The sequence below is a fragment of the Pseudomonas putida genome, assembly GCF_001976065.1.
Taxonomy (GTDB): domain Bacteria; phylum Pseudomonadota; class Gammaproteobacteria; order Pseudomonadales; family Pseudomonadaceae; genus Aquipseudomonas; species Aquipseudomonas serbica.
Window position 1 is genome coordinate 201975 of record NZ_MNAH01000004.1, and the last position, 26564, is coordinate 228538.

The window sequence follows — 26564 nt, forward strand, 5'->3', positions numbered from 1 at the left end:
CGGCAAGGGCTATCAATACGATGATTACTGTCAGTTCTTTCATAGGCTCTCCCGTTTCTGAAGAGCATAGAGTCCAAGGTCAAGCGCTACTCATCATTCCCTTCCGATTCGCTTGTGGGAAGTCTCTGATATATCGCTGAGGCGTGTAGGACTGGCCGTCAACGCCGAGATGCCTCATGTTTGATGGCAAAAAAAAGCGCGACCCTCGGGCCGCGCTTTTTTTACGCCTGAACGTTACTGCGCCTTGGTAACCGTGGTCGCCGCTGGCTTCTTCGCTTGCTCAGTCTTTTTCGCCGGTGCCTTGGCCGGGGCTTTTTTAGTCTCGGTCTTCTTCACGGGCGCTTTGGCCGGGGCCTTCTTCGCAGGCTCCGCTTTCACCGGTGCCGCAGGCTTCGGTGGTTCGACCGGAGCAGGTGCAGGGGTCGGTGCCGGGGCGGGTGCAGGCGCCGGGGCTACGGGTTCTGGCGCTTTAACCGGCTCTGGCTTCTTCTCGTCGTCCGAGCCGCCGAACAGGTTGGTGAAGAAGTTACCCTTCTTCGCCGCTACCGCGCCGGCTGCCGCTGCGGCGGCGACTGGAGCGGCCTTCGGTTCAAACGACTTGCCCGCCGCCAGGTCTTCCACCTGACTGGCCGCCCGCTGGCCGGTGCGCAACGCGCCTTCCAGGGTACCCGGGTACAGGGTGTCGGTGTGCTCGCCGGCAAAGGCTACGCGCTGGATCGGGCGTTCCCACAGGCGCCAGAACTTGCTGATCTGACCTGGGCCGAAGGCCAGGTAGGCGCCGCCCATCGAAGGGTCGGTGCTGTAGCGACGGATTTCATAACCGGTGAACGAACCGCGCGCCTGTGGATAAAACGCGTGGAGGCGGATCAGCACCTGATCGACCATCTGCTTGTCGCCGAACGCCTGCATCACCCGTGCGTTATCGCCGGAAAGGTTGATCACCACGTTGGCGCCGCCCTTCAAGGCCGGCTCGATCCACAACATGCCCAGGCCAGTGTTGCTGAAAATCTCGCCGGACATGCGCGCTTTAGGCTCCCACACCGGCGTCTTGAACTTCAGCATGATCTGGTCGCGCCAGCCATAGTTGGTGCCCTTGATCGCCGCCAGGTGCTGGGCGTCCAGCGCCGGGGTCATCTGGATCTTGTTCAGCGCGCGCAGCGGCACGGCCAGTACCACGTAGTCAGCCTGATAGCCAACGCTGCCGACCTTGACGGTGACGCCGTCCTTGTCCTGGCTGATGGACGAGACCGGGGAGCTGGTCTTGATGGTTTTCAGCTGCTTGACGAAGGCTTGGGCCAGCACCGGGCTGCCGCCGACCAGGCGCGAAGCACGCAGGTCACGGTCGGAAACGCCACGGTAAACGCGGCTCTGCTGGGCGAAGTACAGCAGTGAGATACGCGAAGGTTCGTCGTAACGGGTACGGATCTGCTGGTTCACCAACTGACGGGCCGTGGCCGGCAGACTCAGGCGATCCAGCCAGTTGGACACGTTGATCTGGTCCAGGGCGTGCAGCGTGTTGTTGGCCGACGGGTTTTGCGGGTCTTCAATCGAGCGCGCCAGGTCGTCCACGGTCTTTTCGTAACGCTTGAGCGCTTCGGCCGTGGTTGGATCCTTGGTGGCCAGGTCGGCGGCGGTGTAATACACGCCGTCGATCAGGTAGCTCGGTGTGCGCACGAATTCAGGGGCTGGCGTAGTGCTCAGCTTGAATTCCGATACGTACTTGTTCAGTACCGGCTGGGTCTTGTCGTTGCCGATCCACTCGCTGGTGGCCATGCCGGAACGACCGCCCAGGCTCGGCTTGGCTTCCAGCAGCGTGACCTGCCAGCCTTTTTTCTGCAGCTCATAGGCAGCCGTGAGGCCCGAAACCCCGCCGCCGATCACGATCGCGGTTTTATCCTTTGCCAGCGCAGACACGCTGAACAGCCCCAACATCACCAGCGCACAGGCGCGCAGCCAACCGACAGACATTCAGCGAACTCCGGAAATTCAGGAAAAAATAGCGGTTTTGCGAGCCAGGCGGCCCAAGAACCGCGAAGGATACGTCAGCCGTCAGACGCCCGCCAGCAACGTCTACCGCCCTATACAAAGTAGCTCAATCGACACAATGGGTTGTTCCCGAGGCACGCATTGCATAGGCTTGCGCGATTGTAAGTCCGCGCATGTCACGGAACGCCTCGAGGAGACTGAACATGGGCCTTAATAATCAGTGGATGCAACGCGATCTCGCGGTGTTGTGGCATCCCTGCACCCAGATGAAAGATCACGAACAACTGCCGCTGATCCCGATCAAGCGCGGTGAAGGCGTGTGGCTGGAAGATTTCGAAGGCAAGCGCTACCTCGACGCGGTGAGCTCCTGGTGGGTGAACGTGTTCGGTCATGCCAACCCGCGCATCAACCAGCGCATCAAGGACCAGGTTGATCAGCTGGAGCACGTGATCCTCGCTGGCTTCAGCCATCAGCCGGTGATCGAGCTGTCCGAGCGCCTGGTGAAGATGACGCCGGAAGGCCTGACCCGGTGCTTCTACGCCGATAACGGCTCATCCTGCATCGAAGTCGCGCTGAAAATGAGCTTTCACTACTGGCTCAACCGCGGCGCGCCTGACAAGAAGCGCTTCGTCACCCTGACTAACAGCTACCACGGCGAGACCATGGCGGCGATGTCGGTGGGCGACGTGCCACTGTTCACCGAAACCTACAAGGCGCTGCTGCTCGACACCATCAAGGTGCCGAGCCCCGATTGCTACCTGCGCCCTGAGGGCATGAGCTGGGAAGAGCACTCGCGCAACATGTTCGCCGCCATGGAGCAGACGTTGGCCGAGAACCACGATAGCGTCGCGGCGGTGATCGTCGAGCCGCTGATCCAGGGCGCCGGCGGCATGCGCATGTACCACCCGGTGTACCTCAAGCTGCTGCGCGAAGCCTGTGATCGTTACGGCGTGCACCTGATCCACGATGAAATCGCTGTCGGCTTCGGCCGCACCGGGACGATGTTCGCCTGCGAGCAGGCCGGCATCCGCCCGGATTTCCTGTGCCTGTCCAAGGCCTTGACCGGCGGCTACCTGCCGCTGGCGGCGTGCCTGACCACCGACGACGTCTACAGCGCCTTCTACGACGATTACCCGACCCTGCGCGCCTTCCTCCACTCCCACAGCTACACCGGCAACCCGCTGGCGTGCGCGGCGGCCCTGGCGACGCTGGATATCTTCGAAGAAGACCACGTCATCGAGAACAACAAGGCCCTGGCCCAGCGCATGGCCTCGTCCACCGCTCACCTGGCCGATCATCCGAACGTCAGTGAAGTGCGCCAGACTGGCATGGTGCTGGCTATCGAGATGGTCAAGGACAAAGCCAGTAAAGAGGCTTATCCGTGGCAGGAACGCCGCGGCCTGAAGGTGTTCCAGCATGCGCTGGAGCGCGGCGCCTTGCTTCGCCCGTTGGGCAGCGTGGTGTATTTCCTGCCGCCGTACGTGATCACCCCGGAGCAGATCGATTTCCTCGCCGAAGTCGCCAGCGAAGGGATCGACATTGCCACCCGCGAGAGCGTCAGCGTGGCGGTGCCGAAGGATTTCCATCCGGGGTTCCGCGATCCGGGCTGATTGGTTTCACCCTGGTTTCTGTGGTGCAAGGGCTGACGCCTTCGCGGGCAAGCCCGCTCCCACAGTTAACCGCATTACCCTGTGGGAGCGGGCTTGCCCGCGAAGGCGTCAGCAAGACCTACATTTGAATTACAGAGACCACGCATGAGACTGTCCCGCTTCTTCATCGACGCTCCCTTGAGCACTGGCGAGCACGAGCTGCCCGAGGCCCAGGCCCATTACATCGGGCGCGTGCTGCGCATGGCCGAGGGCGATGCGTTGCAACTGTTCGACGGTTCCGGCCATGAATTTCGCGGCACGCTGGTGGAAGTCGGCAAAAAACGCGTAGTGGTACAGATAAACGAACAATTCGCCGGCCAGGTCGAATCGCCGCTGCAGATCCACCTCGGCCAAGGCTTGTCCAGAGGCGAGCGCATGGACTGGGCGATCCAGAAAGCCACCGAACTGGGCGTCACGCAAATCACGCCGATTTTCAGCGAGCGTTGTGAAGTCCGCTTGAAGGATGAACGCGCCGACAAACGCCTGCTGCACTGGCGCCAGGTAGCAATCAGCGCCTGCGAGCAATGCGGGCGCTCACGGGTGCCGGTGATTCATCCGCCGGTGCTGTTGGCTGACTGGCTCAAGCAGACTGAAGCCGAATTGAAACTCGTGCTGCATCCGGTGGCCGAGCCATTGGTCAGCCATGCCAAGCCTGCGTCCCTGGCGTTCCTGATCGGCCCGGAAGGCGGTTTGTCCGACGCCGAAGTCGATCAGGCCAAGGCCAACGGCTTCCATGCCGCCCGCCTCGGCCCGCGAGTGCTGCGCACCGAAACCGCGCCGGTTGTGGCATTGGCAGTGGCCCAGCAACTCTGGGGTGATTTCTAAAGCTACTGCACCGGATCGCTTACCGGCTTGGCAATGATCGCCTTGAGTTCGCTGGTCATCGGGAACTCAAGGTTCAAACCCTTCGGCGGGATCGGCTGCTCGAACCAGCGCTGGTAAATGCCATTGATCTCGCCCGAGCTATACAGGTCCGCCAACACGCCGTTGACCAGGGCGAGGAACTGCGGATCGTCCTTGCGCACCATGCAGCTGTAGATCTCCCGCGATTGCTCCTCCCCGACCACCACCCACTTGTGCGGATCATTGGCCTTGGCCCGCTCGCCGTAGAGCAGCGCGTCGTCCATGTAGAACGCCGCCGCCCGACCCGATTGCAGCATCTGGAAGGCTTCGCCGTGGTCTTTGCCGCTGATCACGAACATGCCGATCTTGTGATCGACGTTGTAGCTTTTCAGGAAGCGCTCGTTGGTGGTGCCGGCCGTGGTCACCACATTCTTGCCGCGCAGGTCGGCAAAGCGCTTGATCCCGCTGTCCTTCGCGGTGAGCAGCTGGCCTTTGACGTAGATGAAGCCATAGGAGAACGCCACCTGTTTTTGCCGTTCGGCCGTGACGCCGGTGGAACCGCACTCCAGGTCCACGGTGCCGTTCTGCACCAATGGAATGCGGGTCTGCGAGGTCACCAGGTTGTACTTCACCTTCAGGTCAGGCCGCCCCAGTTGCTGCTGGATGCGTTCGACGATCTTGCCCGCCAGATCCACCGAGTACCCCATTGGCTTGCCGCTGTGATCACCCACGTAGGAAAAGGGCACCGAAGCATCGCGATAGCCCAGGGTAATGCTGTTGGCACCGGCGATCTTGCCCAGGGTGCCCGTCAGCGGCGTTTCATTGGCCTGCGCCTGACTGCCTAGCAACAAGCTGAGGGTGCAAGCGAGCAACGTGATTTTTTGCATTGTTATTCTCCGTTGTGGGTGATGTTTTTTCAGGCAGCCCGGTGGTTGAAACCCTGCAGGTCGATGGAAGGTCGGCGCTCGCCGATCAGTTCGCTGAGCACGCGCCCGCTGCCGCACGCCAGGGTGAAACCCAGCGCACCATGGCCGAGGTTGAGCCACAGGTTGCGATACGCCGTCGCCCCCAGCAACGGTACGCCGCTGGGGGTGGCCGGGCGCATGCCGGCCCACTCGACGGCTTGGTCATATGCACCGGCATCCGGGAAGGTGTCATGGGCCTGACGCTTGATCAGTGCCAGGCGCTTGGGGTCCAGCGCAGGGTCGAAGCCGACGATGTCGACCATCGCCGCCACGCGCAATTGCTCGCCGATGCGGGCATAGACGATCTTGCGGTCATAGTCGGTGATGCTCACGTCCGGCGCCCGGTGACCGACGCCGATGGGCACGGTCAGGCTGTAGCCCTTGAGCGGGTAAAGCGGCAGTTGCAGCCCGGGCAGCGCCAACAGCGGACTGCGGTGTCCGGCGGCGATCACCAGTTGCTCGACCGGCAGCACCTGGTCGCCCAGTTCGATGGCCTTGACGCTGCCGTTGCCATGGCGAATCCCGGTCACTGCTTGCCCGAGGAGAAATTCGCAACGGCCGGACGCTTGCAGCCGCGCGGCCAGTTGCTGGCAGAAAGCGTGGCAATCGCCGACCTCTTCCTCCGGGGTGTAGATCGCGCCGACAAAGGGCGCATCGATCAGCGCCGGTTCCAGCTGTGCACATTCGGCCGGCGACAACACTTGCTGTTGTTGCGGGTCGGCCAGACCTTGGCGCGCATGTTCGAAACTGCTGTTCTGACGAAAAGTCACCAGTTTGCCATTGCGCCGCCACTGGAAACCCGCCAGTCCATCGTCCTCGCGCCAGGACTTCAAGGTGGCTTGGCTCAATAGCGCCAGGCGCAGCAAGTGCGCGGCGTTCGCGCGGTTGACCGAGCGACGGCAGGCGCCGAGGAACGACGCCATCCAACGCCACTGGGCCGGGTCAAAGCGCGGGCGCAGTTTCAGCGGTGAGTCGCCGCGCAGCATCCAGCCGATGGCCTGCAACGGCACACCGGCGTCGGCCAGGGGCGCGACATAGCGATAGGACAACTGGCCGCCGTTGGCGAAGCTGGTTTCGCTGCCCAACGAGTCCCGTGCCTCGACCAGCGTTACCTCGAAACCGTCGCGCACCAGCGCATAGGCCGTAGCCAGGCCAATCACACCGCCGCCGATGATGCACACACGCTGAGCCATGTCCGTCCTTAAAACCGTTGTGAAAACGTGGTCGAGGTTAGAACCAGGTGACAGACGTTGAACAATGCATAAACATGTTAAACATATAAACAAAGGTTATGGACTTGCCATGCGCCTTCGCCATATCGAGATTTTCCAGGCCATCCGCCAGACCGGCTCGATCAGTGCTGCCGCGCAGTTGCTGCATGTCTCGCAGCCGGCGGTGAGCAAGGTGTTGCAGCACGCCGAGCAACAATTGGGCTTCCCGTTGTTCCTGAGGGTGCGCGGCAAGTTGCAGGCGACGCCGGAAGCGCTGGAGCTGGAGCGCGAAGTGGACAAGGTCAGCGAAAGCCTGCAAGGCGTGCGACGCCTGGCCCAGAGCCTGCGTCGCGAGCCGGGTCACAGCCTGCGCATCGGCGCCACCCCGGCACTGGCTCTGTCATTGCTGCCGCCGGCCATTCACGAGTGGACCATGCACTACCCGGACATCGTCTGCGAATTGTCCAGCGCCCACAGTCGCGAACTGGTGCAGAACCTGTTGATGCGTGAAGTGGATGTCGCCCTGACCCTGCAACGCCCGGATCACCCGGGGCTCAAGGCCCAGGCCCTGGCGTGCGGCGTGCTGGTGGCGCTGGCGCCGAGGGATTACTGGCCACAGGAAGAGACGGGAAAACCATTGCCGCTGATGGCCCTGGCGAATGCGCCGCTGATTGGTTTATCCAGTGCCGATCCGCTGGCAGCACGGCTCGACAGTTACCTGGAAGCCGTTGAACCGCCACCCCGGGTGCGCATCGCCGTGCAGACCTACTCCCTGGCACGGGCGATGGTGGAGTCTGGCGCGGGCGTGGCGGTGATCGATCCGTTCACCGCCCTCGGCGCGTCTCCCGACACCACAACCATTCGCCCTCTGGCGCCGCCACTGCCCATTACCCTGTACGCAGTGACCCGCGCCGCCGAACCACCGCCCCACACTTTGAACGACTTATTGCAGGTGTTCAGCCGTCGAGCCCAGGAGCAATTGGATCGCCTCGCCTGTCCCTGATGAAGGTCGCTTCGCCTACAAGACGTAAAAGAAAATCGCCACAAAATGCAGCAAACTCCCGGCGATTACGAACAGGTGCCAGACCCCATGGGCATGCCGCAGGCGATGGTCCAGGGCAAAAAAGATGATGCCCACCGTATAAAAAATCCCCCCCGACGCCAGCCACGCAAACCCGGCAGTGCCTAGCGCCGCCAGCAACGGCTTGACCGCCACCAGCACAATCCAGCCCATCACCGCGTAGATCACGATCGACAGGATGCGCGCTTCCGACCTCGGCTTGATTTCCTGCAGGATGCCGATCAGCGCCAGCCCCCAGACAATCCCGAACAAAGTCCAACCCCAGGGCCCGCGCAGGGTCACCAGGCAGAACGGCGTGTAGCTGCCCGCGATCAACAGGTAGATCGAGAAGTGATCGACTTTCTGCATGATCGCTTTCTTGCGTCCGCGCACGCTGTGGTACACGGTCGATGCGCTGTACAACACCAGCAAGGTAAAGGCGTAGATCGCCATGCTGACGATCTTCCAAGGACTGCCGTCAAGGCTGGCAACCACGATCAACCACACTCCGCCGACAAACGCCGCCACGGCCCCGACCAGATGCGTCCAGGCGTTCAATCTTTCCCCGTGATACATCGTTTACCCCACCTCGAAAATCGATAAAGCACAATATGGCGCGATCCAACCCGCATGCGTGCACAATCGGGTTATCCCAATAAGAGCCCACCCCATGCTGATCGATGAAGAGTTGACCCTGAAAAAACTCGAGGTGTTCCTGGCTTTCATGCGCACCGGCAACCTGGCCCGCGCCGCTGCCGAATTGCAGACCAGTAACGTTAGCGTACATCGGGCCATCCACTCCCTGGAAAGCGCCCTGCGCTGCCCGTTGTTCAAGCACGAGGGGCGCAACCTGACGCCACTGGAAAGCGCCTACGTCCTCGAAGAACGGGCGCAGAAGTTGATTCAGGATGTGGTCGAAACCGTGCGCCTGACCCGCGAAGCTGCCGGGTTCTCCGCCGAGCGTTTCAAATTGGGCTCGCTGTATTCACTGACGGTCAAGACCGTGCCGCAACTGATCATGGGCCTGAAGATCCGCCGCAGCGAACTTAACATCGACCTGATCCTGGGCTCGAACTTCGACTTGCTGTACAAGCTCAAGAACATGGAAGTCGACGCGATCCTGGTGTCCCTGGACGACAGTATCAACGACCCCGATTGCGAGCAGATCCCGCTGTTCTCTGACGACATCTTCCTCGCCACCCCCGCCGATTCCAGGTTCGCCCAGCGTACCGAAGTCGACCTGGCCGAAGTCCGCGACGAAACCTTTATTACCCTGACCCAGGGCTTCGCCACGCATCAGGACGGCAAGCGGGTATTCGAGCAGGCGGGGTTCGAGCCGAAGGTAGCGATGCAGGTCAACGACATCTTCACCCTCCTGAGCATGGTCAGCTCGGGCGTCGGGTATGCGTTGCTGCCGGGCAGGATTGCGGCGGTCTACGAAAACCGGGTGAAGCTGATTGCGTTGCAGGAGAAGTATCGGTTGCAACAGCACATTGGCGTGGTGTTCCTGAAGGCCAAGGAGCGTGACCCGAATTTGCTGGCGTTGCTGGCGGAGTGTCGGATGTATGCCAATCGCCAGGCTTGAGACCGCGTCGCGCCCTTCGCGAGCAGGCTCGCTCCCACATTGGAATGCAATCCCTTGTGGGAGCGAGCCTGCTCGCGAAGGCGTCATGGCAAGCGAGACAAAATCCTAGCCAACAATCCCGCGAACAATGAAGAACAACAACGAAGGCCCCAGCAAGCACCCAAGCCCGGTGTGGAAAGTCGCCGTCAACGCGCCATAAGGCACCAACCGCCGATCCGTCGCCGCCAGCCCCGCCGTCACCCCGCTCACCGTACCCGCCAGGCCGCCGAACACCATCGCCGAGCGCGGGTTATCCAGGCCCATCCAGCGTGCCGCCATCGGCGTGCCGACCATCACCAGGATCGCCTTGATCAGCCCTGTGGCAATCGACAGCGCCATTACGTCCGAGGTCGCGCCAATCGCCGCACCGGTCACTGGCCCGACGATGTAAGTCACCGCCCCCGCGCCAATCGTGGTCATGCTCACCGCATCGCGATAACCAAACACCCAGGCCATGCACGCGCCGACAATGAACGGCAGCACCGTACCCAGCAGCAACGCGATCACGCCGATCAACCCGGCCTTTTTCGCTTCGGTGGCCTGCACTTCGAACGCCGTGGCGACAATGGCGAAATCGCGCAGCATGGCGCCGCCCATCAGGCCGATGCCGGAGAACAGGGTCAGGTCCGCCAAGCCTTTTTGCCCGCCGGTCATGGTGCCGCCGACCCAGGCCAGGACCAGGCCGATGACGATCGCAATCGCCGAGCCATGGATGCGCCCGAACGTCAGGCGCTTGGAGAGGATGACAGATACCCACATGATCACGCCGACGAAGGCAAATGCCGTGACCAGGCCGTTGTGTTCCAGGCCTTTCTCGATGAGATCCCACATATCAGCGACCTCCTACTGGCGTGCCGACGGGGGTCATTTCCGTGGGCTCATCGGGCAAGGGCTCGCCCTTGTGGGTCCGGCTGATCAGGGCAATGGTGCAGCCGCAGACCACCACCGAGCCGATCGCCGCCAGCACCGCCACCGGCCCGCCGTGCAAGGCCGTGACCACATTTTGTTGCGCTGCCATCGCCACCACCACCGGAATGTACATGGCACCCCAGAACCCGACGCCCATTTCGCAGTCCTTGGTCATGCCGCCGCGTTTGTGCATCCACAACCGCGCGCAGATCAACAGGATCATCGCGATCCCGACCCCGCCGACGTTGGATTTGACGCCCAGCAAGACACCGAGCATGTCGCCCATGATCACCCCTGCCAGCGTACAGATCGCCAGCAGCGCCACACCGTAAATAATCATTGTTGTCGTCCTCAAAGTGCATCGTCGAATGTTGTTCTTGTTGTTCGAAGCCTCAGGGTGTCTAGGGGTGGCGACGTCCCTCCTCACGCAACAGCGCCTGCAGGGTATCGAGCCGGGCACCGTCGAAAGCGATCACGGTGCCCTGTTCGAATACCCGGCGCGCCAGCCCGGTCAACACCGCACCGGGCGGCAGTTCGATCTGCAGGCGTACGCCACGCTCGTAGGCGCTTTGCACCGTGCCGCGCCAATCCACCACGCGGCACATGTTGTAGGCCAGGTCGTCGCGCAAGGCCTCGACCTTGATCACCGGGCGCGCACGACTGCCGCTCAGGTAGCCAATCTTCGGCGTTTGCAGCTTCACATTGGCGAACGCTTCGGCCAGGGTTTGCGCCGGCGCATCCAGCAGCGGGCAGTGCGACGGCACACTCACCGCCAGACGCTTGGCCAGCCCCGCCCCGCGTGCTTTTGCCAGTTCGGCCAGCGCCTTCATCCCGGCGTCACTGCCGGCAATCACCACCTGGTTTTCGGCATTGATATTGGCCAGGTAAACCGGCGTATCGACGCGGTGGACCTGGGCCAGCAAACTCTCCACCACCGCCAGTTCCAGGCCGATGATCGCGGTCATCCCGTAGCCCTGTGGATACGCCTGCTGCATCAACTCACCGCGCAGGCTGACCAGGTGCAGCGCATCGCTGAACTCCAGGGCACCGGCGACCACCGCGGCCGGGTAGGCACCAATGGACAGCCCGGCGACGTAATCCGCCGGCAATGACAACTGCCGTGCGGCCGCCACACCGGCGATCAGCAGGCAGAGTTGCACCGCCCTCGTCGATCGCAATGCCTCGGCAGAATCAAGCAGTCGTACGTCTTCACCCAACACATCGCAGGCTTCACTCAGGGTTTCCCCAGGCAAACCCTGAAGCATGCCCGGCCGCTGCGCACCCTGACCCGGGAACACCAGCAAGCTGCTCACGCTGCCTGCTCCCGGGGGTTCCATGGGTCGATCACCAGGCAGGCTGCCGTGGCATTCTTGAGCAGGACCCGAGTGGAAGCGCTCGCCCATTCACGCAAGGCGACAGCGCCAGACGAAGTCTGCAACTGCATGTCCACCCCACAGGGCGCCGCATCGAGCAATGCCAGCAACTCCCGAGCCTGATCACGGGTCAGCGCTTGTGGCGTGCGCAGAATCAGGTCCAGATCGCTGGCCTCATGCAGCGCTGCAAAGCCGCTGGCCAATTCAAACCCGGCGCTGCCGCTGACACCCCAGGCCCAACCGCAGGCATCGAGTACGGGGCGCAATTGAGCCAAGGCCTCAAGCGCGGGCAGGTCGCGGTGAGTATGGACATGACACAGCTGTTCCGGACTGACCCGACGGGTGATCGCTGCGATCGCCATCGAGGTCCCATAACGCTGCTCACGCAAACGGCCACGCACGCCGACCGCAATCCGCTCCGCCGTCGAAGGCGCGCGGCGCACCACCACGGGCTGGCCGGCTTCGATCGACTCAATCGCCCAGGCAGGCGCATCCACGGGCAACTGCTGCGGGGTCATGCCCCACAGCAGGTCGTGGGCCAGGTAACGGCTCACCACTGCTCCCTCAGCAATTGGCGAACCTTGCTTGAGGCCGCGCGATTGGCCGCGCCGAGTCGACCGCTGAGATCCGTGCCCTTGTGCGCGACATCGTCGATCGCCTGGACCAGGCATTCGCTCACCCGCGCCAGATCCGCCGCGGTAGGCTGTTCGATCTGCTGCACCGCCAGGGTTTCCCAGAGCAGGCCGAGGCTGGCATAGCTGTCGATGTCATAGGCCATCGGCGGCACGCTGGCGGCCAGGGTTTCCAATTCTTCGACACTGCGCAAGGTCACCCGCGCCGCCGAGGCCTTGCCCATGGCGTGCACCATCACACCCGGATCACGCAGGGCAATCAGCCGGTTGGCCTGATAGCCATGGGCGAGAAACGCCCCGGACATGGCCTTGCCCACCAGCAGACCGATGACGGCATGCCCGGCCAGACGGGCGCGGGCATAGCTGTCCGCCGCAGCGGCCAGCGCCTGATGAATGCCGAGGGCTTCTTCACGGCGACCATAGGCCTGGCTGGGCACGTCGACGATGGCGATCAAGGCGCGTTTTTGCGGCTTGCCGTGATCGGCGGCGATCACCTCGTCCACCGCCTTGGCCAGGCCCCAGCCTTCGAGCAGACCGACTTCGCCATGACGAGCGCGGACGAAACGGTTGCCAGGGTCGGCCACCACGGCGATAAACCGCACGGCTTGTTCACCTAGAAACCCATCCGCCACTTTCAGCGAGGCCGGCACACCGTCGACCGGCTTGGCAGCGGCAGCCAAGGCATTGAACCAGTTCAAGCCTCTGAGGGAATAGGCACTCATGGGCGCTCTCCTTGATACAGATCGCGAACCGTCGCCGGTTCGATTTGCGGTTCGGCGTCCAGGCGCGCCAGCCGTTGCAGAAACAGCTCGGCCTGAGTACTGCGTGGCTGCGCGGGCAACCCTTGCTTGAGCAGTTCACCGACCTGCTGGCGAATCTGCGCGACGTCGTCACCGGTGTAGCGATCCACCAGCCCCGTGGCAAACCGTTGCTCGCCGCCGGTGAGACTCCAGATGAAAGGACGATCCCGCGAGTCATATTCCTCGAGCCCCGCCTCCTGTTCGATCACCTGTGGGCCGTTCAGGCCCAGACGCGCTTCCCGGGTCACCAGCAGGTAGCTGCACAGCCCGGCGGCAATCGACATGCCGCCGAAACAACCGACGCTTCCCGCCACCACGCCAACCACCGGCTGGTACTGGCGCAGATCGACAATCGCCGCATGAATATCGGCAATCGCCGCCAACCCGAGGTTGGCTTCCTGCAAACGCACGCCACCGGTTTCCAGCAGCAGTACGGCGCGGGTGGGGATGCCCTTGCGGTTGTCCTCGGCAGCCAGTTCCAGCGCCCCGGCAATTTTCGCCCCGCCGACTTCACCGAGGCTGCCGCCCTGGAAGGCCCCTTCGATGGCCGCGATCACCACCGGCAAACCCTCGAGGCTGCCCTTGGCGATGACCACGCCGTCATCGGCCTGTGGCACAACACCCTGGCGCGACAGCCACGGCGACATGACCCGCTGGAACGGGTCGAGCAATTCGCGGAAGGTGCCGGCATCGAGCAAGGCTTTGGCCCGTTGCCGCGCACCCAGTTCGACGAAGCTGTGCTTATGGAGAAGTGCTGTACTGTCAGTCATGACCGATCTCCTCGAAGCCCTGCTCCAGGCGCAGGCGGACCACGCCGGGGGTGGCGCCGAAATCGTGGATATCGATGTCCATGGCCGGCGGGGTCTGGCCGTCGAACATCCGCGCGAACAGGTGCTGCCAGCGTTGTTCGCTGCCGTTGACCGAGGTCTGCACGGTGATGGTCAGCTTGCCGGCCTGACCCGGTTCGATCAGTACTTCCAGATCGCCCGAGCCTACACAACCCACCAGCGTGCGACCGCGTGGCGGCTGACCGGCGGGGAATTCAAAGGATAAGGTTTCCATCAAAACGCCCCCTGAGTAATGCCATCGCCAGACTCGATACGATCGATGAACAGGCAGGCTGCGAGCAGGTCGGCAGCGCCACCGGGCGAGGCATTCAATGCGATTAATTGTTGGTCCAGCACGTGCAGCCGACGACGCCCGGCGAGGCTGGCACTGCCGCCCGCGTCGAGCACGGCCTGGGCGCCCAGTTGCATGGTGTGCAGGCCCACTTCCCCGGCGCGATACAGCACGCAGGTGTCGGCCAGGTTGGTCATGATCGCCAGCAGCGCATCGAGCCGCGCGTTCTGTTCGCCATGGCCGGCCGCGCGGCTGCACTTGAGTTGCGGCAGCGCGCGTTGGGTCACTGCCGGGAAACCGAGCTGCGCTTCCTCACGGGCACCCCGTGCGCCGTAGCGTTGAGCGACCTGGGCGCCATGGCTCAGCGGACTCGGTGCGTAACGATCATCGAGCAAGGCCAGGCGTGCGGCGCGCAAGGCGACAGAGCCGGCGGCGCTGGATTGCGGCTCAAGCGCAACCGCGGCGACCAACAGGCCCAGCGCCCAGATCGCCCCGCGATGGGTATTCACGCCGTTGGTGGTGGCAAGCATCGCCTGTTCGCCTTCACGACCGATCAGGCCAATGGCCTCGCGCAGCGGCAATCCGACCTCGCCGATCTCGATAGCGATTTGCGCCATTTCCTTGAACGCCGGCCACAAGGCCAGCGCCGAGGCGTGCATCAGCCCCAGGTGCAGATCGGTATGGGCACCATTGCCGCGGCGGTCGACCAGCGCCGGCTTCGGCGACAGGTCCGCCTCGTCGATCAACGCGTCCACCGCCAGGTCTGCCAGGCGTTCGGCCAGGCTCAGGGTTTTCGGTTGCAGGTTGAGTGCGTGCATTACCAGCTCCTGAATTTGGCGGGCGGGTTGTAGAGGCCACCGGACCACTCCACCAGGTCGGCCACGCTCTTCGCGGCGAGCAATTCGCGGGTGGCGTCGGTGCGGCGGATGCCAAGGTCTTCGGGCAAGGCGATCAAGCCTTCGCGGCGCATGCGCGCGGTGTCCTTGGGGTCGTGGCGCAGGCCGATGGCGGTCACCCCGGCCACGGCGGCGATCATGGCCCGGCGCTCTTCCAGCGAACGGGCCTTGTACAGATAGGCGATGCCTTCTTCGGTCAGCAGGTGGGTGACGTCGTCGCCGTAGATCATGATCGGCGCCAGCGGCATGCCGCTTTTCTTCGCCACCTCCACCGCGTCGAGGGTTTCGACGAAGGTCGGTTTGCCGCCTTCCTGGAAGGTCTCGACCATTTGCACCACCAGTTTCTTGCCGCGTTCGAGCATCGGCTCGGCCGCATCGGCGTGGCGCATGTCGAGCCAGGCTGGTGTGCCGTGGCGGCGACCGCGCGGGTCGTGGCCCATGTTCGGCGCGCCACCGAAACCGGCCAGGCGACCGCGGGTCACGGTGGAAGAATGGCCGTCGCCGTCGACTTGCAGGGTGGCGCCGATGAACAGGTCCACCGCGTATTGCCCGGCCAGTTGGCTGTACATCCGGTTGGAGCGCAGGGAGCCATCGCGCCCGGTGAAGAACACGTCCGGCCGGGCGGCGATGTAGTTTTCCATGCCCAGTTCGGTGCCGAAGCAATGCACACTTTCGACCCAGCCACTTTCAATCGCCGGGATCAGGGTTGGGTGGGGATTGAGCGTCCAGTTGCGGCAGATCTTGCCCTTGAGGCCGAGGGATTCACCGTAGGTCGGCAGGATCAGCTCGATGGCCGCGGTGTTGAAGCCGATCCCATGGTTGAGCGACTGCACGTTGTGTTTTTCGTAGATCCCGCGAATCGCCATCATCGCCATCAGCACATGCACCGGCTTGATGTGCCGGGGGTCACGAGTGAACAGCGGCTCGATGTAGAACGGCTTGTCCGCCACCACCACGAAGTCGACCCAGGAAGCGGGAATGTCGACCCGCGGCAAGTCGCTGACGTCGTCCACCAACTGGTTGACCTGGACGATGACGATGCCGTCGCTGAAGGCCGCCGGCTCGATCAGCGCCGGGGTGTCTTCGGTGCTGGGCCCGGTGTAGATGTTGCCGGCGCGGTCGGCCATGAAACCGGCGCTGAGCACCACGTTGGGGATCAGGTCGACCACCAGTCGCGCATAGAGCTCGATGTAGGTGTGGATCGCGCCGATCTCCAGCAGGCCGTCTTCGAGCAACTGGCTGATGCGCAGGCTCTGGGTACCGGCGAAGGAGAAGTCGAGCTTGCGGGCGATGCCGCGTTCAAACAGGTCCAGGTGCTCGGAGCGCCCGACGCTGGGCATGATCATGTGCAGGTCATGCAGCTTCGCGGGGTCGGCCTTGGCCAGGGAACGTGAAAGAAAATCCGCCTGCTTCTGGTTGTTGCCCTCCAGCACCACGCGGTCGCCAGGCAGGATCAACGCCTCCAGTGCCGCCACGATCTTGTCGGTGGGCAACACCACACCGTCAGCCAGGTCTCGCACCTGCGCAAGACGCCGCTGCTTTTCGCTACGCCGCCGCGTCCATCGCGAGTCGGGGGATATTGTTGTTGTCATGACCACTCCACGGGTTCGCTGTCGTGGGGGTCACAGTAGGAGCGTTGGGTGGGGGCATCAATCAAGCAGAGTGGCGGATTGTTACGCTCAGGTTAATGAACCGGGAAAGTCACGTCGTCAGGGTTGACGCCTTCGCGAGCAAGCCCGCTCCCACATTGGACCGCGGTGAACACAGAGTTTGTGCGCAACTCGATCCAAATGTGGGAGCGGGCTTGCTCGCGAAGGGGCACTTCAGGCGAGCCCGGCGCTCACCAACAACTCCTCCAGCGCCAGCAAATCCGGCACCTTGGCCACTTGATCCGCCACCTGAACCGCCGCTTTCTCCAACGAGCACAACGGCACATCCACGTAGCTCAACTGACTGTCGAGCTTGTACGAGCGCGGAATTCCCTGCACCAGCAGCGCGATGAATTTCAGCTCGGGGCGACCGCCGAGCGCATTGAGAATGACGATTCGCGCGCGTTCACCGATGACGATTTTCTGCCCGCACGCCGATTCGAAGCTGAGCAAAGGAATCTGCCGGTCTCGCCACGCTACCCGTCCCAGGTACCAGGGCGGTGAGTCCAGGTTGAAGGCCGCGGACTGGTAATCGATCAGCTCGGCGACTGCGACGTTGGGCAGGATCAGGTTGCGGTCGGCCAGGGGCAGCAGCAGGCCGGTGAGCTGGCTGTCGCGCGAGTCGTGGCGACGCTCATGCATGGGGCTTGCTCCACAGGGCGATGCTTTCGAGCAATACCGATTCCTGGTAAGGCTTGCCAAGGTAGTCGTTGACGCCGATGGCCATGGCCCGGTCGCGGTGTTTCTGGCCGGTGCGTGAGGTGATCATGATGATCGGCAGATGCCGCAGACGCTCATCGTTGCGCACCTGGGTCGCGACTTCGAAGCCATCCATGCGCGGCATTTCGATGTCCAGCAGCATCAGATCCGGGCTGTGTTCTTCAAGCAGCAGCATGGCGTCGACACCGTCCTTGGCGGTCAGCACGTTCATGCCGTGGCGCTCGAGCAAACGGCTGGTGACCTTGCGCACGGTGACCGAGTCGTCGACCACCATCACCAGCAATGGCCGCTGTGGCTCGACCTCGACTTCGTGACTCGCCGCATGTTGCGGCGTACGGGCTTGCATGGCGCGAACCGGCGCCAGCAGATCCAGAATCAGCACCACCCGGCCATCCCCCAGAATCGTTGCCCCGGACACCCCTTGCACCGCCGCAAACTGTGGGCCGAGACTTTTCACCACGATCTCGCGCGTGCCCGCCATGGCATCGACCTGCACTGCAATATGCCGCTCGTTGCATTGCACCAACAGCACCGGCAACGGCAGGCTCTGGCCCGACAGACGTGGACGCGGGCTGGTTTTCAGCAGCTCGCCCAGGTAACACAATTCATAGCGCTGCCCGGCGTATTCATAGGTCGGCGGATCAAGACGGAAATGCCCTTCAAGCTCGTTGGGCAATACGCGGACGATGCCATCGATGGTGTTCAGCGGGATCGCGTATTGGTCCTCCGCGCATTGCACCATCAGGGCCCGGTTGACCGACACGGTGAACGGCAGGCGAATGCGAAAATGCACGCCCTGCCCCGGCACCGAGTCGATACTCATGGTACCGCCCAGCTGCCGCACTTCTTCGTGCACCACGTCCATGCCGACACCACGCCCGGAGATCTGGGTGATTTTCTCGGCTGTGGAAAACCCCGGCTGCAGGATGAATTGCAACACGTCGTGGTCGCTGATGACGCTGCCAGGCTCGAGCAGGCCGCGCTTGATCGCCTTGCGTCGCACCATCTCCAGTGGCACGCCGGCACCGTCGTCGCGAATATCGAAAATGATGTCACCCCCTTCACGCAACAGGTCCAGGGTGATCCGCCCTTGCGCCGGTTTGCCCGCCGCCACTCGCACATCTGCGGGTTCAAGGCCATGGTCGACGGCGTTGCGGAGCATATGCTCCAGCGGCGCGGCCATGCGCTCGAGCACATTGCGATCCATTTCGCCCTCGGCGTTACCGACGATGAACTCGACGTCCTTGCCCAGCTCACTGGCCACCTGGCGGACAATGCGCTTGAGGCGCGGCAGCATCCGTTCGAACGGCACCATGCGCGTGCGCATCAGGCCTTCCTGCAATTCGGTGTTGATGCGGCCCTGCTGTTGCAACAGGTTTTCCGCGTCCTGGTTGCGCCGGTCGAGGGTTTCCTTGAGGTCGAGCAAGTCAGAGGCGGATTCAAACAGGGCACGCGACAGTTGCTGCAATTGCGAGTGGCGATCCATTTCCAGCGGGTCGAATTCTTCGTAGCCCAGGCGCTCGGCGTCGACCTGTTGACGGCTGAGGATCCGGCCCTGGGTTTCGGTATCGAGTCGGCGCAACTGGTCGCGCATGCGCTCGATGGTGGTTTCCATTTCGTTGAGCGCCACCTGCGCGTCGCTCACCTGCTGCTCGATGCGACCGCGAAAGATCGACGTTTCAGCAGCCAGGTTGACCAGGTCGTCGAGCAGCTCCGCCGAGACCTTGACCATGTCTGCCCCGGCTTCGGGTTGCAGCTGTGGCGGCTCGGCTTTTGCCGCCACGGTGAGCGGCGCCGGGGTTTCAGCCAGTACCGGGTGACTGAAGTTCTGGATGGCGTTGATCAGCCGGTCGGCCGGCGGCAATGGCTCACCGGCACGCGCCGCGTCGAGCATCTGTGCCAGGCGGTCATGGCTGCGCTGCAGCAGTTCGAACAACGCCGCGGTGGGTTGCAGCGCGCCGGTGGACAGACCTTCGTAGAGAAACTCCAGCTCATGGGCCAAATCGCCGATCGGAGCGATTTCCACCATGCGCGCACCGCCCTTGAGGGTGTGCAGGTCGCGCAACAGGGTTTCCAATTCCTGGCGGTTCGACGGCTCGGCCTGCCAGCGCAACAGCGCCGCGCCGGAGCTTTCGATGATGTCGAAGCCTTCTTCAAGAAAGATGTCCAGCAACTCGCCATCATGATGGGCCGAGTCGTTGCCGGCTGGCGCCTCGATCACTTCGACGTTGCTCGCGTGACCTTGCCTGAACGCACGAATCGCTTCGATCAGGTTCTCGGGGTCGCCCAGGACTTGATGATTTTTCAGCTGTTCAAGCAACTGCGCCAGACGGTCATGGCTCTGTTGCAGCAACTGCGCGAGCCCTGCGCTGTGGCTGTAACGGCGGTCCACCAGCCCTTCATAAAGACTTTCCAGTTCGTGGGCCAGATCACCGACCGGTTCGACCTCGGCCATCCGCGCGCCCCCCTTGAGGGTGTGCAGATCGCGCTGCAACGACGACAAGGGTGCGGCATTTTGCGGATCGCCAATCCAGCGTTGCAGGGAATGGTTGGCGCTTTCGAGGATATCCTCGGCCTCCTCGAGGAAAATCGACACGATGTCGTTGTCCAGGCCGGTAGCGCGGCCCCCTGTAGGAGCCGGCTTGCTGGCGATGGACGTTAACGATGACGCGTTGTCATTGGATGACCGCTGCGCCTGTGGGTCCATCGCGAGCAGGCTCGCTCCCACAGGGGGTAGCGCGCGCTCAAGTTCTGCGGTGGCGTCGCCCAGCTCGCGGATGCTCAAGGTGCGACTGCCGTCACTGCGAATCAGGCCCATGGCGGATGGGTCGAGGCTTTGATCGAGCAAGCCGTGCAAGGCCCGAACTTTTTCCGGGCGCGGGCTGACTTCCTGGCCGGCCGCCAACTCATCGAGCATGTTGATCAGCGCTTCGTGGGCGCCTTGCGCCTCATGGAAAAACGCTTCGCTGACCGCCAGGCTGCTCTCTTCCACCGCACCATAGAGGTCGAGCAAGGCTTCACAGAGCTCGTCCACCGGCTGCAGGTCAGCCAGGTGCGCACCTTCGCCGAGGGTGGTCAATTCGTCCAGCAATGCACTGAGCTCCTGGCGCTCGCCCGGATGCTGCTGCCAACGTCGCAACAGGCTTTCGGCGTCCAGCAGGATGTCCATGCCCTGGGCCAGGAAGTTGTTGATCAGCTGCGGGTCACGCTTGATCCGCAGGCCGCTGCTAGGCGTGTTCGAGAGGGTTTTCAGGCGCTCGGCGAGCAGCGTCCTGGCACGCTCGATCAAGGCCCGGGAACCGGGGATTTCAGCCAGCGGATCGCTCTTGAGCTGGCGCAACCCAAGACGAAACAAACCTTCGGCCTCCAGCAGCACTTCAACTTCGTCCAGGTCGAGTGCGATAAGGTGGGCTTTATATTCCCGGGCCAGTTCGTCCAGCGGCGTCGCCAGCTCGGCAATCGGCAGGACCCCGGCTACCGACGCACTGCCCTTGAGCGTGTGCAAGGCGCGCTGCAACTCATCGCTGGCCGCCAGCGGGAGGTGTTCGGCGGCCTGGTCGAGAAAACGGTTGAGGCTATTCAGGTGGGTCTCGGCTTCCTTGCGGAAGATTTCCAGCAACAGCGGGTCGAGGGCCGCGACGTCCAGGGTGTCCTCGTCCGCTGCCGTGGCTTCGCCCTTGGCCAAGGCATGGGCACGGGCCGCCAACCGATCGACATCGTCACGTTGGCGCTGGGCATCGGCGGCGTATTCGGCCATCAGTTCCGGGAGTAGATCGAGCACCTCATCGAGCAGCTGGTACACGCTGGCGCCAGGCTGCACGCTCTGTTCGAGGATGCGGTTGAGCAGGTTTTCCATGGCCCAGGCCAGTTCGCCAAGCACCAGGGCGCGCACCATCCGGCCACTGCCCTTGAGGGTATGGAAGGCGCGGCGCAGTTCACTCAGGGCCGATCGGTTGGCGGGGTTCGCCGTCCAGCGTGGCAAATACTCACCAAGGATCTCCAGCACTTCCTCGGTTTCCTCGAGGAACACTTCGCGCAATTCCTCGTCCACCGGCGCTTCGCCTGACGGCGGCGGCAACAGGCTGCCCGGCGTATCGAGCGCGGGCGGGTTCAAGGCCGAGACCGGGTTGGCCAGCACATCGGCCAGGCTCTGGACGATTGCCGGCGCGTCCTGTTCCTGCTGTTGGCGCAGGGATTGTGCTTCGCCAGGGCTCAAGATATCGGCAAGCACCGGCACCTGTTGTTCACTGGGGAAAACCCCGAGCGCAGCCAGGCTGCGTTGCGCCACGTCGAGCAGTTGTTCACCGGGGGCTGCGGGGTCGTCGCTCAGGCGCTCCAGGTAATACTCGATGCTGGTGATGGCGTCGGCCAGACTGTCCAGCGCCTGCCAGCCAGGCTGGCCCGGCTCGAGCAGCAGGTGCTCGCGGATGAACTGATTACAGGTTTCGATCAGGCTCGCCGCACGGCTCAGCGGAATCATCGCCAGCGCACCGCGCACCTGGGTCAACAAAGCCGGCAGTGCCTGCAGGTGCTGACGGTCCCAATCGGCATCGATGTAGTCAACGATCATGTCCTTGGCCTGCTGCAGGCAGATGCGCGCCTCCTTGATGACGATCTGGTGGATCTGCGTCAGGTCGGTGGTGGGCAGGCGGCTGTCTTCCTGGCTTTCCGGCTCCACGGTGCCGACCATGCCGGCCAGCGTCGCTTCGACGTAAAGCAAGGCGCCGGCCACGTCCATGAGGATCGCGTCATCGGGTGCGCGCTGGCCTTGGGCCAGGCTCAGCACCACGGCCAGTTGATCGATGATCACCTTGCGAGGCTGGCCGAAGCCCAGCACCGCCAGGGTGTCGGCGATTTGCCGCAGGGGCGCGAGCAGACTGTCGAGGTCCGAGGCATGCTGCCGGTCGCTGCGCACGAACAGGTCCAGGCGCTCCTTGACCCGCACCAGTTCTTCACACAATGCCGACAATACCGAGCGCATGGCGTCCCGGTCGGGACCAGCCAGCCGTGCGCGCTCTTCGTCGACCATCGCGCTGTCAGGCAATGCATCATCCAGTGCGTAGCGATCTTTCATGGTCAGCATCTGCCCGGTGGGATGTTCGGCCTTGGCAATATAGAACAGCAAACTCTTGAGCAACTCGGGTGGCGGCGGATGATTGATACCCTGCATGCCCTCTTCGAGTAAGCGCTTGAGTTCCTTGTCGGCCTCCTTGAAGAGGCTGCGCAAGGCCGGGCTGTTGGCGATGGCGCCGGCACGCATGCCTTCGACCAGCGCCGAAGCGACCTGCCACAGCGGGCTCAGGGGCGCTGAATCGCACAAACTTTCCAAACGCGTAAAAACCTTGGCCAGATACCCGAGATGAGTGTCGTCGTCCTGTTCACGCAGCAAACCGACCAGGGCCATCTGCAACATCTGCCGCAATTTGCGCAGTACATTCGGCAGTTCCGCAGGCGCCAGACTCGCCAGGGACGCTTCGTCCAGTGGAGCCAGGCCGGGCAGCTGCGGACTGAAGAGGCTGGTTTCCGACAACAGGCTTTCGCCTCGGGCGCTGCGCAGGTCGTTGATCAGTGGCAATACCACCAGAGGTAAATCGCGGCGGGCGCCTTGCACGCGATCAAGGTAAATCGGCAATTGTCCCAGCGCTTGCAGCATGAGGTGCAACGCTTCGTCGCGATGATTGACGCGATTATGTTGCAAGGCGCTGACCAGTTGCTCCATTTCTTCGGCGAGCAAGGCCGCACCGTAGAACTCGACCATCTGCAGGCTGCCGTGAACCTGATGGATGCACGCCAGGCATTCGCTCAGGGCGTGCGTCGCCTGCGGGTCATCAAGCTTGGTTTCGATCGCGTGATGAGCCTGCTTCAGCGTTTCGGCAATTTCGCCCTTGACCCATTCGAGGGCCACATAGTCGTGCCGATCACCCATAACCACTCCAATCCCCACTTCAATCAAGATAGCCATGCCCGGGGGCGGTTCAAGCTTTGTCCGCGACCTGCGCCTGGGTGGCCGGCAAGGTGAATCCGGACACCGAACGCCGCAACTGGCTGGCCATTTTCGCCAGGTTGCCGATGCTCTCGGCGGTGGCGGTAGAGCCGGACGAGGTCTGCGTGGTGATTTGCTGGATCACGTTCATCGTCAGGGAAATCTGACCGGCAGACGACGTCTGTTGTTGTGCAGCGTTGGAAATGCTCTGGATCAGCGCCGCCAGGGTCTTGGATACCCCTTCGATTTCTTCCAGGGCCACACCGGCATCCTGCGCCAGACGCGCGCCGCGCACCACTTCGGTGGTGGTCTGCTCCATGGAAATGACCGCTTCGTTGGTGTCGGCCTGGATCGCCCGCACCAGGGTCTCGATCTGCCGCGTCGCGGCCGACGAGCGTTCCGCCAGGCGCTGCACCTCGTCGGCGACTACCGCGAAACCACGCCCGGCATCACCGGCCATGGACGCCTGGATCGCCGCGTTGAGGGCGAGGATATTGGTCTGATCGGCAATGTCATCGATCAAGCTGACAATGTCGCCGATTTCCTGGGAAGACTCGCCAAGGCGCTTGATTCGCTTGGCGGTGTCCTGGATCTGCTCGCGGATGTTGTCCATGCCATGGATGGTGTTGTGCACCACCTCGTTGCCCTTGTTGGCGATTTCCACCGAACGCTCGGCCACCGCCGAGGATTCGGCGGCGTTGGCCGACACCTGGTCGATGGACTCAGCCATGTCGTTGATCGCGGTAGAGGCCTCGGAGATCTGTTGGGCCTGGTGTTCCGAGGCCTGCGCCAGGTGCATCGCAGTGGCCTGGGTTTCCTGCACGGCGGCAGCGACCTGGCCGGCGGTCAGGTTGATCGTCGCCACCAGATCGCGCAGTTGGTCCACGGAATAGTTGATCGAATCGGCAATGGTCCCGGTGAAGTCTTCGGTGACCGTGGCGGTCACAGTCAGGTCGCCGTCGGCCAGGTCTTCGATTTCGTCGAGCAGGCGCAGGATCGCGTTCTGGTTACGTTCGTTCTTCTCGGCGGTTTCGCGCAGCTGGCGATTGGTTTCGCGCACCATTACCAGGCCGATGAGGATGATCGACATCAACGCCGCCAGGCCCAGGACATAGCCGCCGATGGTGTCGGTGTCACGTCCCCCGGCGAGGTTCTCGAAGCCGCTGGCCAGCTGGGACGCTTCGTCGAGCAGGGTTTGCGACAGGCTGAAGATATTGGTGGCCGACTCACGGACCTTGAACAGCTCCGGTGAGGTTTCGAGGATTTCGTCCACAGAGCCGGAAACAAACTCGAACAACTCGGAAATCTCCATCAGCCGCGCGCGCGCGTCGTGATCCTCGACCTGGCTGACCCGCAGGGCTGCATTGCCCTGGAGCATGCCGTTGAGCACCTGGCCGAAACGCGCCGCATCGCGGCCGAACGCATCGGCGGCCTGTTGCGAGTTCTCGTCGCCGGACAGCACGGTATTGACCGCCCCTAGAATACGTTCGGCCAACAGTGATTGACGCTGGGCCATCGCCACCTGCGCAGCCGGCGCTCCGCGTTGCAGCAGGGTTTCCACCACTTTTTCGTATTCGACCTGCAATTGCGGCACGGTTTCGGCCAGGGTCGCGGCGACCTGGTGCAGCGACAACACCGTCTGTTCGCTGGACAGGATGGCGTCGGTGTTTTTCAGCAGGCGTTCCCAGTCCAGTTGCACGGCGCGCATTTCCGGGCGCACGCTGGCCGGCGCCGGTGGCAGGCCGGTAGCGGGGTCGCCTTTCTTCAGATAGCTCCAGCGCCGGGCAAAATCGTTGCGCGCATCGCTCAGCAACTTGAACGCAGCGGCCTTGCCGGCGGCCGCTTCGGTGGCATTCTTGGCAATGCGCTGGGACAACACGCGCAGCTCACCGGCGTGGCCAATGTACTGTTTGTCGTAAGTGGCCTGGGTATTGAGGTACGCGAAATTGGCGAACAACAGCATGATGAAGATAATCAGTGCGATGAACAGCACGATGATCTGCGACCGACTCCGCGACCCTTCCATTGGCTTGCCTGCTTTTGCTTTTATCATCGGTCTTCGCCTGTTAACCCACTTCTGGGCCTGCCAGAATCCCCTGTGGGAGCGGGCTTGCTCGCGAAAGCGGTGGATCAGTCAATATCAATGTTGAATGGACTGGCGCTTTCGCGAGCAAGCCCGCTCCCACAGGGGATCTGTGTCGCCCCAATTAAACGGCTACGTTCATGAATCCTTGCGACCGCGCCAGCGCAAACAGGCTGAACACCTGCCAGGTCTGTCCACGTTGAAACCGGCCTTCGATAAATGCCGAAATCGGCCCGTTCGAGTGATCTGTCGGCTGCAGGCTGTCCCGGGCAAAATGCTGCAAGCCGAAGACTTCATCGACCAACAGCCCGGCAAACACCTCGTCGTGCTCCACCACCAACACCCGCCGCTGCTTGCGCGGCGTCGAGACTTCATGGCCGAAGAAGCCTGCCAGGTCCATGATCGGCAACAAGCGCCCACGCAGATTGGCCACGCCCTTGACCCAGGGCTTGACCCCCGGCACCTGGGTAAAACGCGGCTCGTGCAACACTTCACCGACTTCGCCCATGGGTGCGACGTACCCCTGTTCGCCCAGGCGAAAACCAATGCCGCTCCAGCTGTCCTGTCGGGTCGGCTGGGACGGCAAGTCCGCCGCCAGCAAGCGACAGCGCCGGTCGATCTGCAGCAGCAGTTCGAAGGCGGTCAGTGATTCGTTCATGGCCGTACGATCAACCGGCCAACACGCCATTGAGGGTCTTGATCAAGGTATCTTCGTCGACCGGCTTGGTCAGGTAGTCCCTTGCTCCTTGGCGAGTGCCCCAGACCTTGTCGGTTTCCTGATCCTTGGTGGTGATGATGATCACCGGGATATGCCCGGTGTCCGGATCCTTGGTCAACTGGCGGGTCGCCTGGAAGCCGTTGAGTCCGGGCATGACGATATCCATCAGCACTGCGTCGGGTTTTTCCTGGCGGGCCAGGGCCACGCCGTCTGCGCCGTTTTCGGCTTTCAATACTTCATGACCGTGCTTTTCCAGCATGCCGGTCAGTTTGTACATTTCAGTCAGCGAATCATCGACGATCAGGATACGTGCCATGGTCTTCCCCATTCTTGTCGGCGCAGGG

The 26564-nt window shown here is 63.0% G+C and carries 22 protein-coding genes; 4 read left to right on the forward strand and 18 right to left on the reverse strand.

Features of this window, described 5'->3' with window-relative positions; translation table 11 throughout:
* Positions 1–234: 234 nt before the first annotated feature.
* Positions 235–1968, reverse strand: coding sequence for a flavin monoamine oxidase family protein (locus BKX96_RS16120; protein WP_046818305.1), 1734 nt, complete (start codon positions 1966–1968; stop codon positions 235–237).
* Positions 1969–2189: 221 nt separating this feature from the next.
* Here BKX96_RS16120 and BKX96_RS16125 point away from each other — a divergent pair, with 221 nt between their 5' ends.
* Both BKX96_RS16125 and BKX96_RS16130 read left to right on the forward strand, forming a co-directional pair.
* On the forward strand, positions 2190–3596 hold the full coding sequence (locus BKX96_RS16125; protein WP_046818306.1) for an adenosylmethionine--8-amino-7-oxononanoate transaminase: 1407 nt from the start codon (positions 2190–2192) through the stop codon (positions 3594–3596).
* A 144-nt stretch (positions 3597–3740) separates the two neighbouring features.
* Positions 3741–4460, forward strand: coding sequence for a 16S rRNA (uracil(1498)-N(3))-methyltransferase (locus BKX96_RS16130; protein WP_077184679.1), 720 nt, complete (start codon positions 3741–3743; stop codon positions 4458–4460).
* A gap of 2 nt (positions 4461–4462) precedes the next feature.
* Here the strand turns inward: BKX96_RS16130 and BKX96_RS16135 are convergent, their stop codons facing one another.
* Together BKX96_RS16135 and BKX96_RS16140 are read right to left on the reverse strand one after the other, a co-directional pair.
* Positions 4463–5365, reverse strand: coding sequence for a transporter substrate-binding domain-containing protein (locus BKX96_RS16135; RefSeq protein ID WP_077184681.1), 903 nt, complete (start codon positions 5363–5365; stop codon positions 4463–4465).
* Positions 5366–5394: 29 nt separating this feature from the next.
* Positions 5395–6636: a D-amino acid dehydrogenase gene (locus BKX96_RS16140; protein WP_077184683.1), complete on the reverse strand. Its 1242-nt coding sequence runs from the start codon at positions 6634–6636 to the stop codon at positions 5395–5397.
* A gap of 109 nt (positions 6637–6745) precedes the next feature.
* Here BKX96_RS16140 and BKX96_RS16145 point away from each other — a divergent pair, with 109 nt between their 5' ends.
* Positions 6746–7657: a LysR family transcriptional regulator gene (locus BKX96_RS16145; protein ID WP_077184686.1), complete on the forward strand. Its 912-nt coding sequence runs from the start codon at positions 6746–6748 to the stop codon at positions 7655–7657.
* A gap of 15 nt (positions 7658–7672) precedes the next feature.
* Here BKX96_RS16145 and trhA read toward each other — a convergent pair whose 3' ends face one another.
* Positions 7673–8290: a PAQR family membrane homeostasis protein TrhA gene (gene trhA / locus BKX96_RS16150; RefSeq protein WP_046818311.1), complete on the reverse strand. Its 618-nt coding sequence runs from the start codon at positions 8288–8290 to the stop codon at positions 7673–7675.
* A gap of 94 nt (positions 8291–8384) precedes the next feature.
* Between trhA and BKX96_RS16155 the strand changes: the two genes are divergently transcribed.
* The gene (locus tag BKX96_RS16155) at positions 8385–9299 is read left to right on the forward strand and encodes a LysR family transcriptional regulator (RefSeq protein WP_046818312.1); all 915 of its coding nucleotides are present in this window, start codon (positions 8385–8387) and stop codon (positions 9297–9299) included.
* A gap of 105 nt (positions 9300–9404) precedes the next feature.
* On the opposite strand, the gene madM is transcribed toward BKX96_RS16155, so the two are convergent.
* The 14 genes from madM to pilH all read right to left on the reverse strand — a co-directional run bounded on the left by madM (position 9405) and on the right by pilH (position 26536).
* On the reverse strand, positions 9405–10169 hold the full coding sequence (gene madM / locus BKX96_RS16160; RefSeq protein WP_077184688.1) for a malonate transporter subunit MadM: 765 nt from the start codon (positions 10167–10169) through the stop codon (positions 9405–9407).
* Position 10170: 1 nt separating this feature from the next.
* The gene (gene madL / locus BKX96_RS16165) at positions 10171–10587 is read right to left on the reverse strand and encodes a malonate transporter subunit MadL (protein ID WP_046818314.1); all 417 of its coding nucleotides are present in this window, start codon (positions 10585–10587) and stop codon (positions 10171–10173) included.
* Between the two features lie 61 nt (positions 10588–10648).
* A complete protein-coding gene (gene mdcH / locus BKX96_RS16170) occupies positions 10649–11560 on the reverse strand; it encodes a malonate decarboxylase subunit epsilon (RefSeq protein WP_077184692.1) in 912 nt (303 codons plus the stop codon).
* Entirely contained in the window at positions 11557–12177 is a 621-nt protein-coding gene (locus tag BKX96_RS16175) for a malonate decarboxylase holo-ACP synthase (RefSeq protein WP_077184693.1), read from the reverse strand. The genes mdcH and BKX96_RS16175 overlap by 4 nt, the downstream gene beginning before the upstream one ends.
* The gene (gene mdcE / locus BKX96_RS16180) at positions 12171–12974 is read right to left on the reverse strand and encodes a biotin-independent malonate decarboxylase subunit gamma (protein WP_077184694.1); all 804 of its coding nucleotides are present in this window, start codon (positions 12972–12974) and stop codon (positions 12171–12173) included. The genes BKX96_RS16175 and mdcE overlap by 7 nt, the downstream gene beginning before the upstream one ends.
* A complete protein-coding gene (locus BKX96_RS16185; RefSeq protein ID WP_077184695.1) occupies positions 12971–13822 on the reverse strand; it encodes a biotin-independent malonate decarboxylase subunit beta in 852 nt (283 codons plus the stop codon). Before BKX96_RS16185 ends, mdcE begins: the two co-directional genes overlap by 4 nt.
* Positions 13815–14114, reverse strand: a complete 300-nt coding sequence (locus BKX96_RS16190) for a malonate decarboxylase subunit delta (protein WP_034147532.1) — start codon at positions 14112–14114, stop codon at positions 13815–13817. Before BKX96_RS16190 ends, BKX96_RS16185 begins: the two co-directional genes overlap by 8 nt.
* Entirely contained in the window at positions 14114–14989 is an 876-nt protein-coding gene (locus BKX96_RS16195) for a triphosphoribosyl-dephospho-CoA synthase (protein ID WP_077184696.1), read from the reverse strand. The genes BKX96_RS16190 and BKX96_RS16195 overlap by 1 nt, the downstream gene beginning before the upstream one ends.
* Entirely contained in the window at positions 14989–16659 is a 1671-nt protein-coding gene (mdcA, locus tag BKX96_RS16200) for a malonate decarboxylase subunit alpha (protein ID WP_046818321.1), read from the reverse strand. The genes BKX96_RS16195 and mdcA overlap by 1 nt, the downstream gene beginning before the upstream one ends.
* A gap of 231 nt (positions 16660–16890) precedes the next feature.
* Complete coding sequence (locus BKX96_RS16205) at positions 16891–17358, reverse strand: chemotaxis protein CheW (protein WP_046818322.1); 468 nt, start codon at positions 17356–17358, stop codon at positions 16891–16893.
* Positions 17351–23362, reverse strand: a complete 6012-nt coding sequence (locus BKX96_RS16210) for an Hpt domain-containing protein (RefSeq protein WP_077184697.1) — start codon at positions 23360–23362, stop codon at positions 17351–17353. Before BKX96_RS16210 ends, BKX96_RS16205 begins: the two co-directional genes overlap by 8 nt.
* A 49-nt stretch (positions 23363–23411) precedes the next feature.
* A complete protein-coding gene (locus BKX96_RS16215) occupies positions 23412–25472 on the reverse strand; it encodes a methyl-accepting chemotaxis protein (protein WP_046818324.1) in 2061 nt (686 codons plus the stop codon).
* A 154-nt stretch (positions 25473–25626) separates the two neighbouring features.
* Complete coding sequence (locus tag BKX96_RS16220) at positions 25627–26160, reverse strand: chemotaxis protein CheW (protein WP_046818325.1); 534 nt, start codon at positions 26158–26160, stop codon at positions 25627–25629.
* Between the two features lie 10 nt (positions 26161–26170).
* Entirely contained in the window at positions 26171–26536 is a 366-nt protein-coding gene (pilH, locus tag BKX96_RS16225) for a twitching motility response regulator PilH (protein ID WP_077184698.1), read from the reverse strand.
* Positions 26537–26564 lie beyond the last annotated feature (28 nt).

Excerpts from the sequence above, each read along its gene's own strand:
- BKX96_RS16220 (WP_046818325.1), bottom strand. The coding sequence starts at position 26,160 with ATGAACGAATCACTGACCGCCTTCGAACTGCTGCTGCAGATCGACCGG.
- BKX96_RS16130 (WP_077184679.1), top strand. The coding sequence starts at position 3,741 with ATGAGACTGTCCCGCTTCTTCATCGACGCTCCCTTGAGCACTGGCGAG.
- BKX96_RS16155 (WP_046818312.1), top strand. The coding sequence starts at position 8,385 with ATGCTGATCGATGAAGAGTTGACCCTGAAAAAACTCGAGGTGTTCCTG.
- madL (WP_046818314.1), bottom strand. The coding sequence starts at position 10,587 with ATGATTATTTACGGTGTGGCGCTGCTGGCGATCTGTACGCTGGCAGGG.
- BKX96_RS16215 (WP_046818324.1), bottom strand. The coding sequence starts at position 25,472 with ATGATAAAAGCAAAAGCAGGCAAGCCAATGGAAGGGTCGCGGAGTCGG.
- madM (WP_077184688.1), bottom strand. The coding sequence starts at position 10,169 with ATGTGGGATCTCATCGAGAAAGGCCTGGAACACAACGGCCTGGTCACG.
- mdcA (WP_046818321.1), bottom strand. The coding sequence starts at position 16,659 with ATGACAACAACAATATCCCCCGACTCGCGATGGACGCGGCGGCGTAGC.
- BKX96_RS16120 (WP_046818305.1), bottom strand. The coding sequence starts at position 1,968 with ATGTCTGTCGGTTGGCTGCGCGCCTGTGCGCTGGTGATGTTGGGGCTG.
- mdcE (WP_077184694.1), bottom strand. The coding sequence starts at position 12,974 with ATGAGTGCCTATTCCCTCAGAGGCTTGAACTGGTTCAATGCCTTGGCT.
- BKX96_RS16190 (WP_034147532.1), bottom strand. The coding sequence starts at position 14,114 with ATGGAAACCTTATCCTTTGAATTCCCCGCCGGTCAGCCGCCACGCGGT.
- BKX96_RS16205 (WP_046818322.1), bottom strand. The coding sequence starts at position 17,358 with ATGCATGAGCGTCGCCACGACTCGCGCGACAGCCAGCTCACCGGCCTG.
- pilH (WP_077184698.1), bottom strand. The coding sequence starts at position 26,536 with ATGGCACGTATCCTGATCGTCGATGATTCGCTGACTGAAATGTACAAA.
- BKX96_RS16140 (WP_077184683.1), bottom strand. The coding sequence starts at position 6,636 with ATGGCTCAGCGTGTGTGCATCATCGGCGGCGGTGTGATTGGCCTGGCT.
- BKX96_RS16210 (WP_077184697.1), bottom strand. The coding sequence starts at position 23,362 with ATGGGTGATCGGCACGACTATGTGGCCCTCGAATGGGTCAAGGGCGAA.
- BKX96_RS16145 (WP_077184686.1), top strand. The coding sequence starts at position 6,746 with ATGCGCCTTCGCCATATCGAGATTTTCCAGGCCATCCGCCAGACCGGC.
- trhA (WP_046818311.1), bottom strand. The coding sequence starts at position 8,290 with ATGTATCACGGGGAAAGATTGAACGCCTGGACGCATCTGGTCGGGGCC.
- BKX96_RS16135 (WP_077184681.1), bottom strand. The coding sequence starts at position 5,365 with ATGCAAAAAATCACGTTGCTCGCTTGCACCCTCAGCTTGTTGCTAGGC.
- BKX96_RS16125 (WP_046818306.1), top strand. The coding sequence starts at position 2,190 with ATGGGCCTTAATAATCAGTGGATGCAACGCGATCTCGCGGTGTTGTGG.
- BKX96_RS16195 (WP_077184696.1), bottom strand. The coding sequence starts at position 14,989 with ATGCACGCACTCAACCTGCAACCGAAAACCCTGAGCCTGGCCGAACGC.
- BKX96_RS16185 (WP_077184695.1), bottom strand. The coding sequence starts at position 13,822 with ATGACTGACAGTACAGCACTTCTCCATAAGCACAGCTTCGTCGAACTG.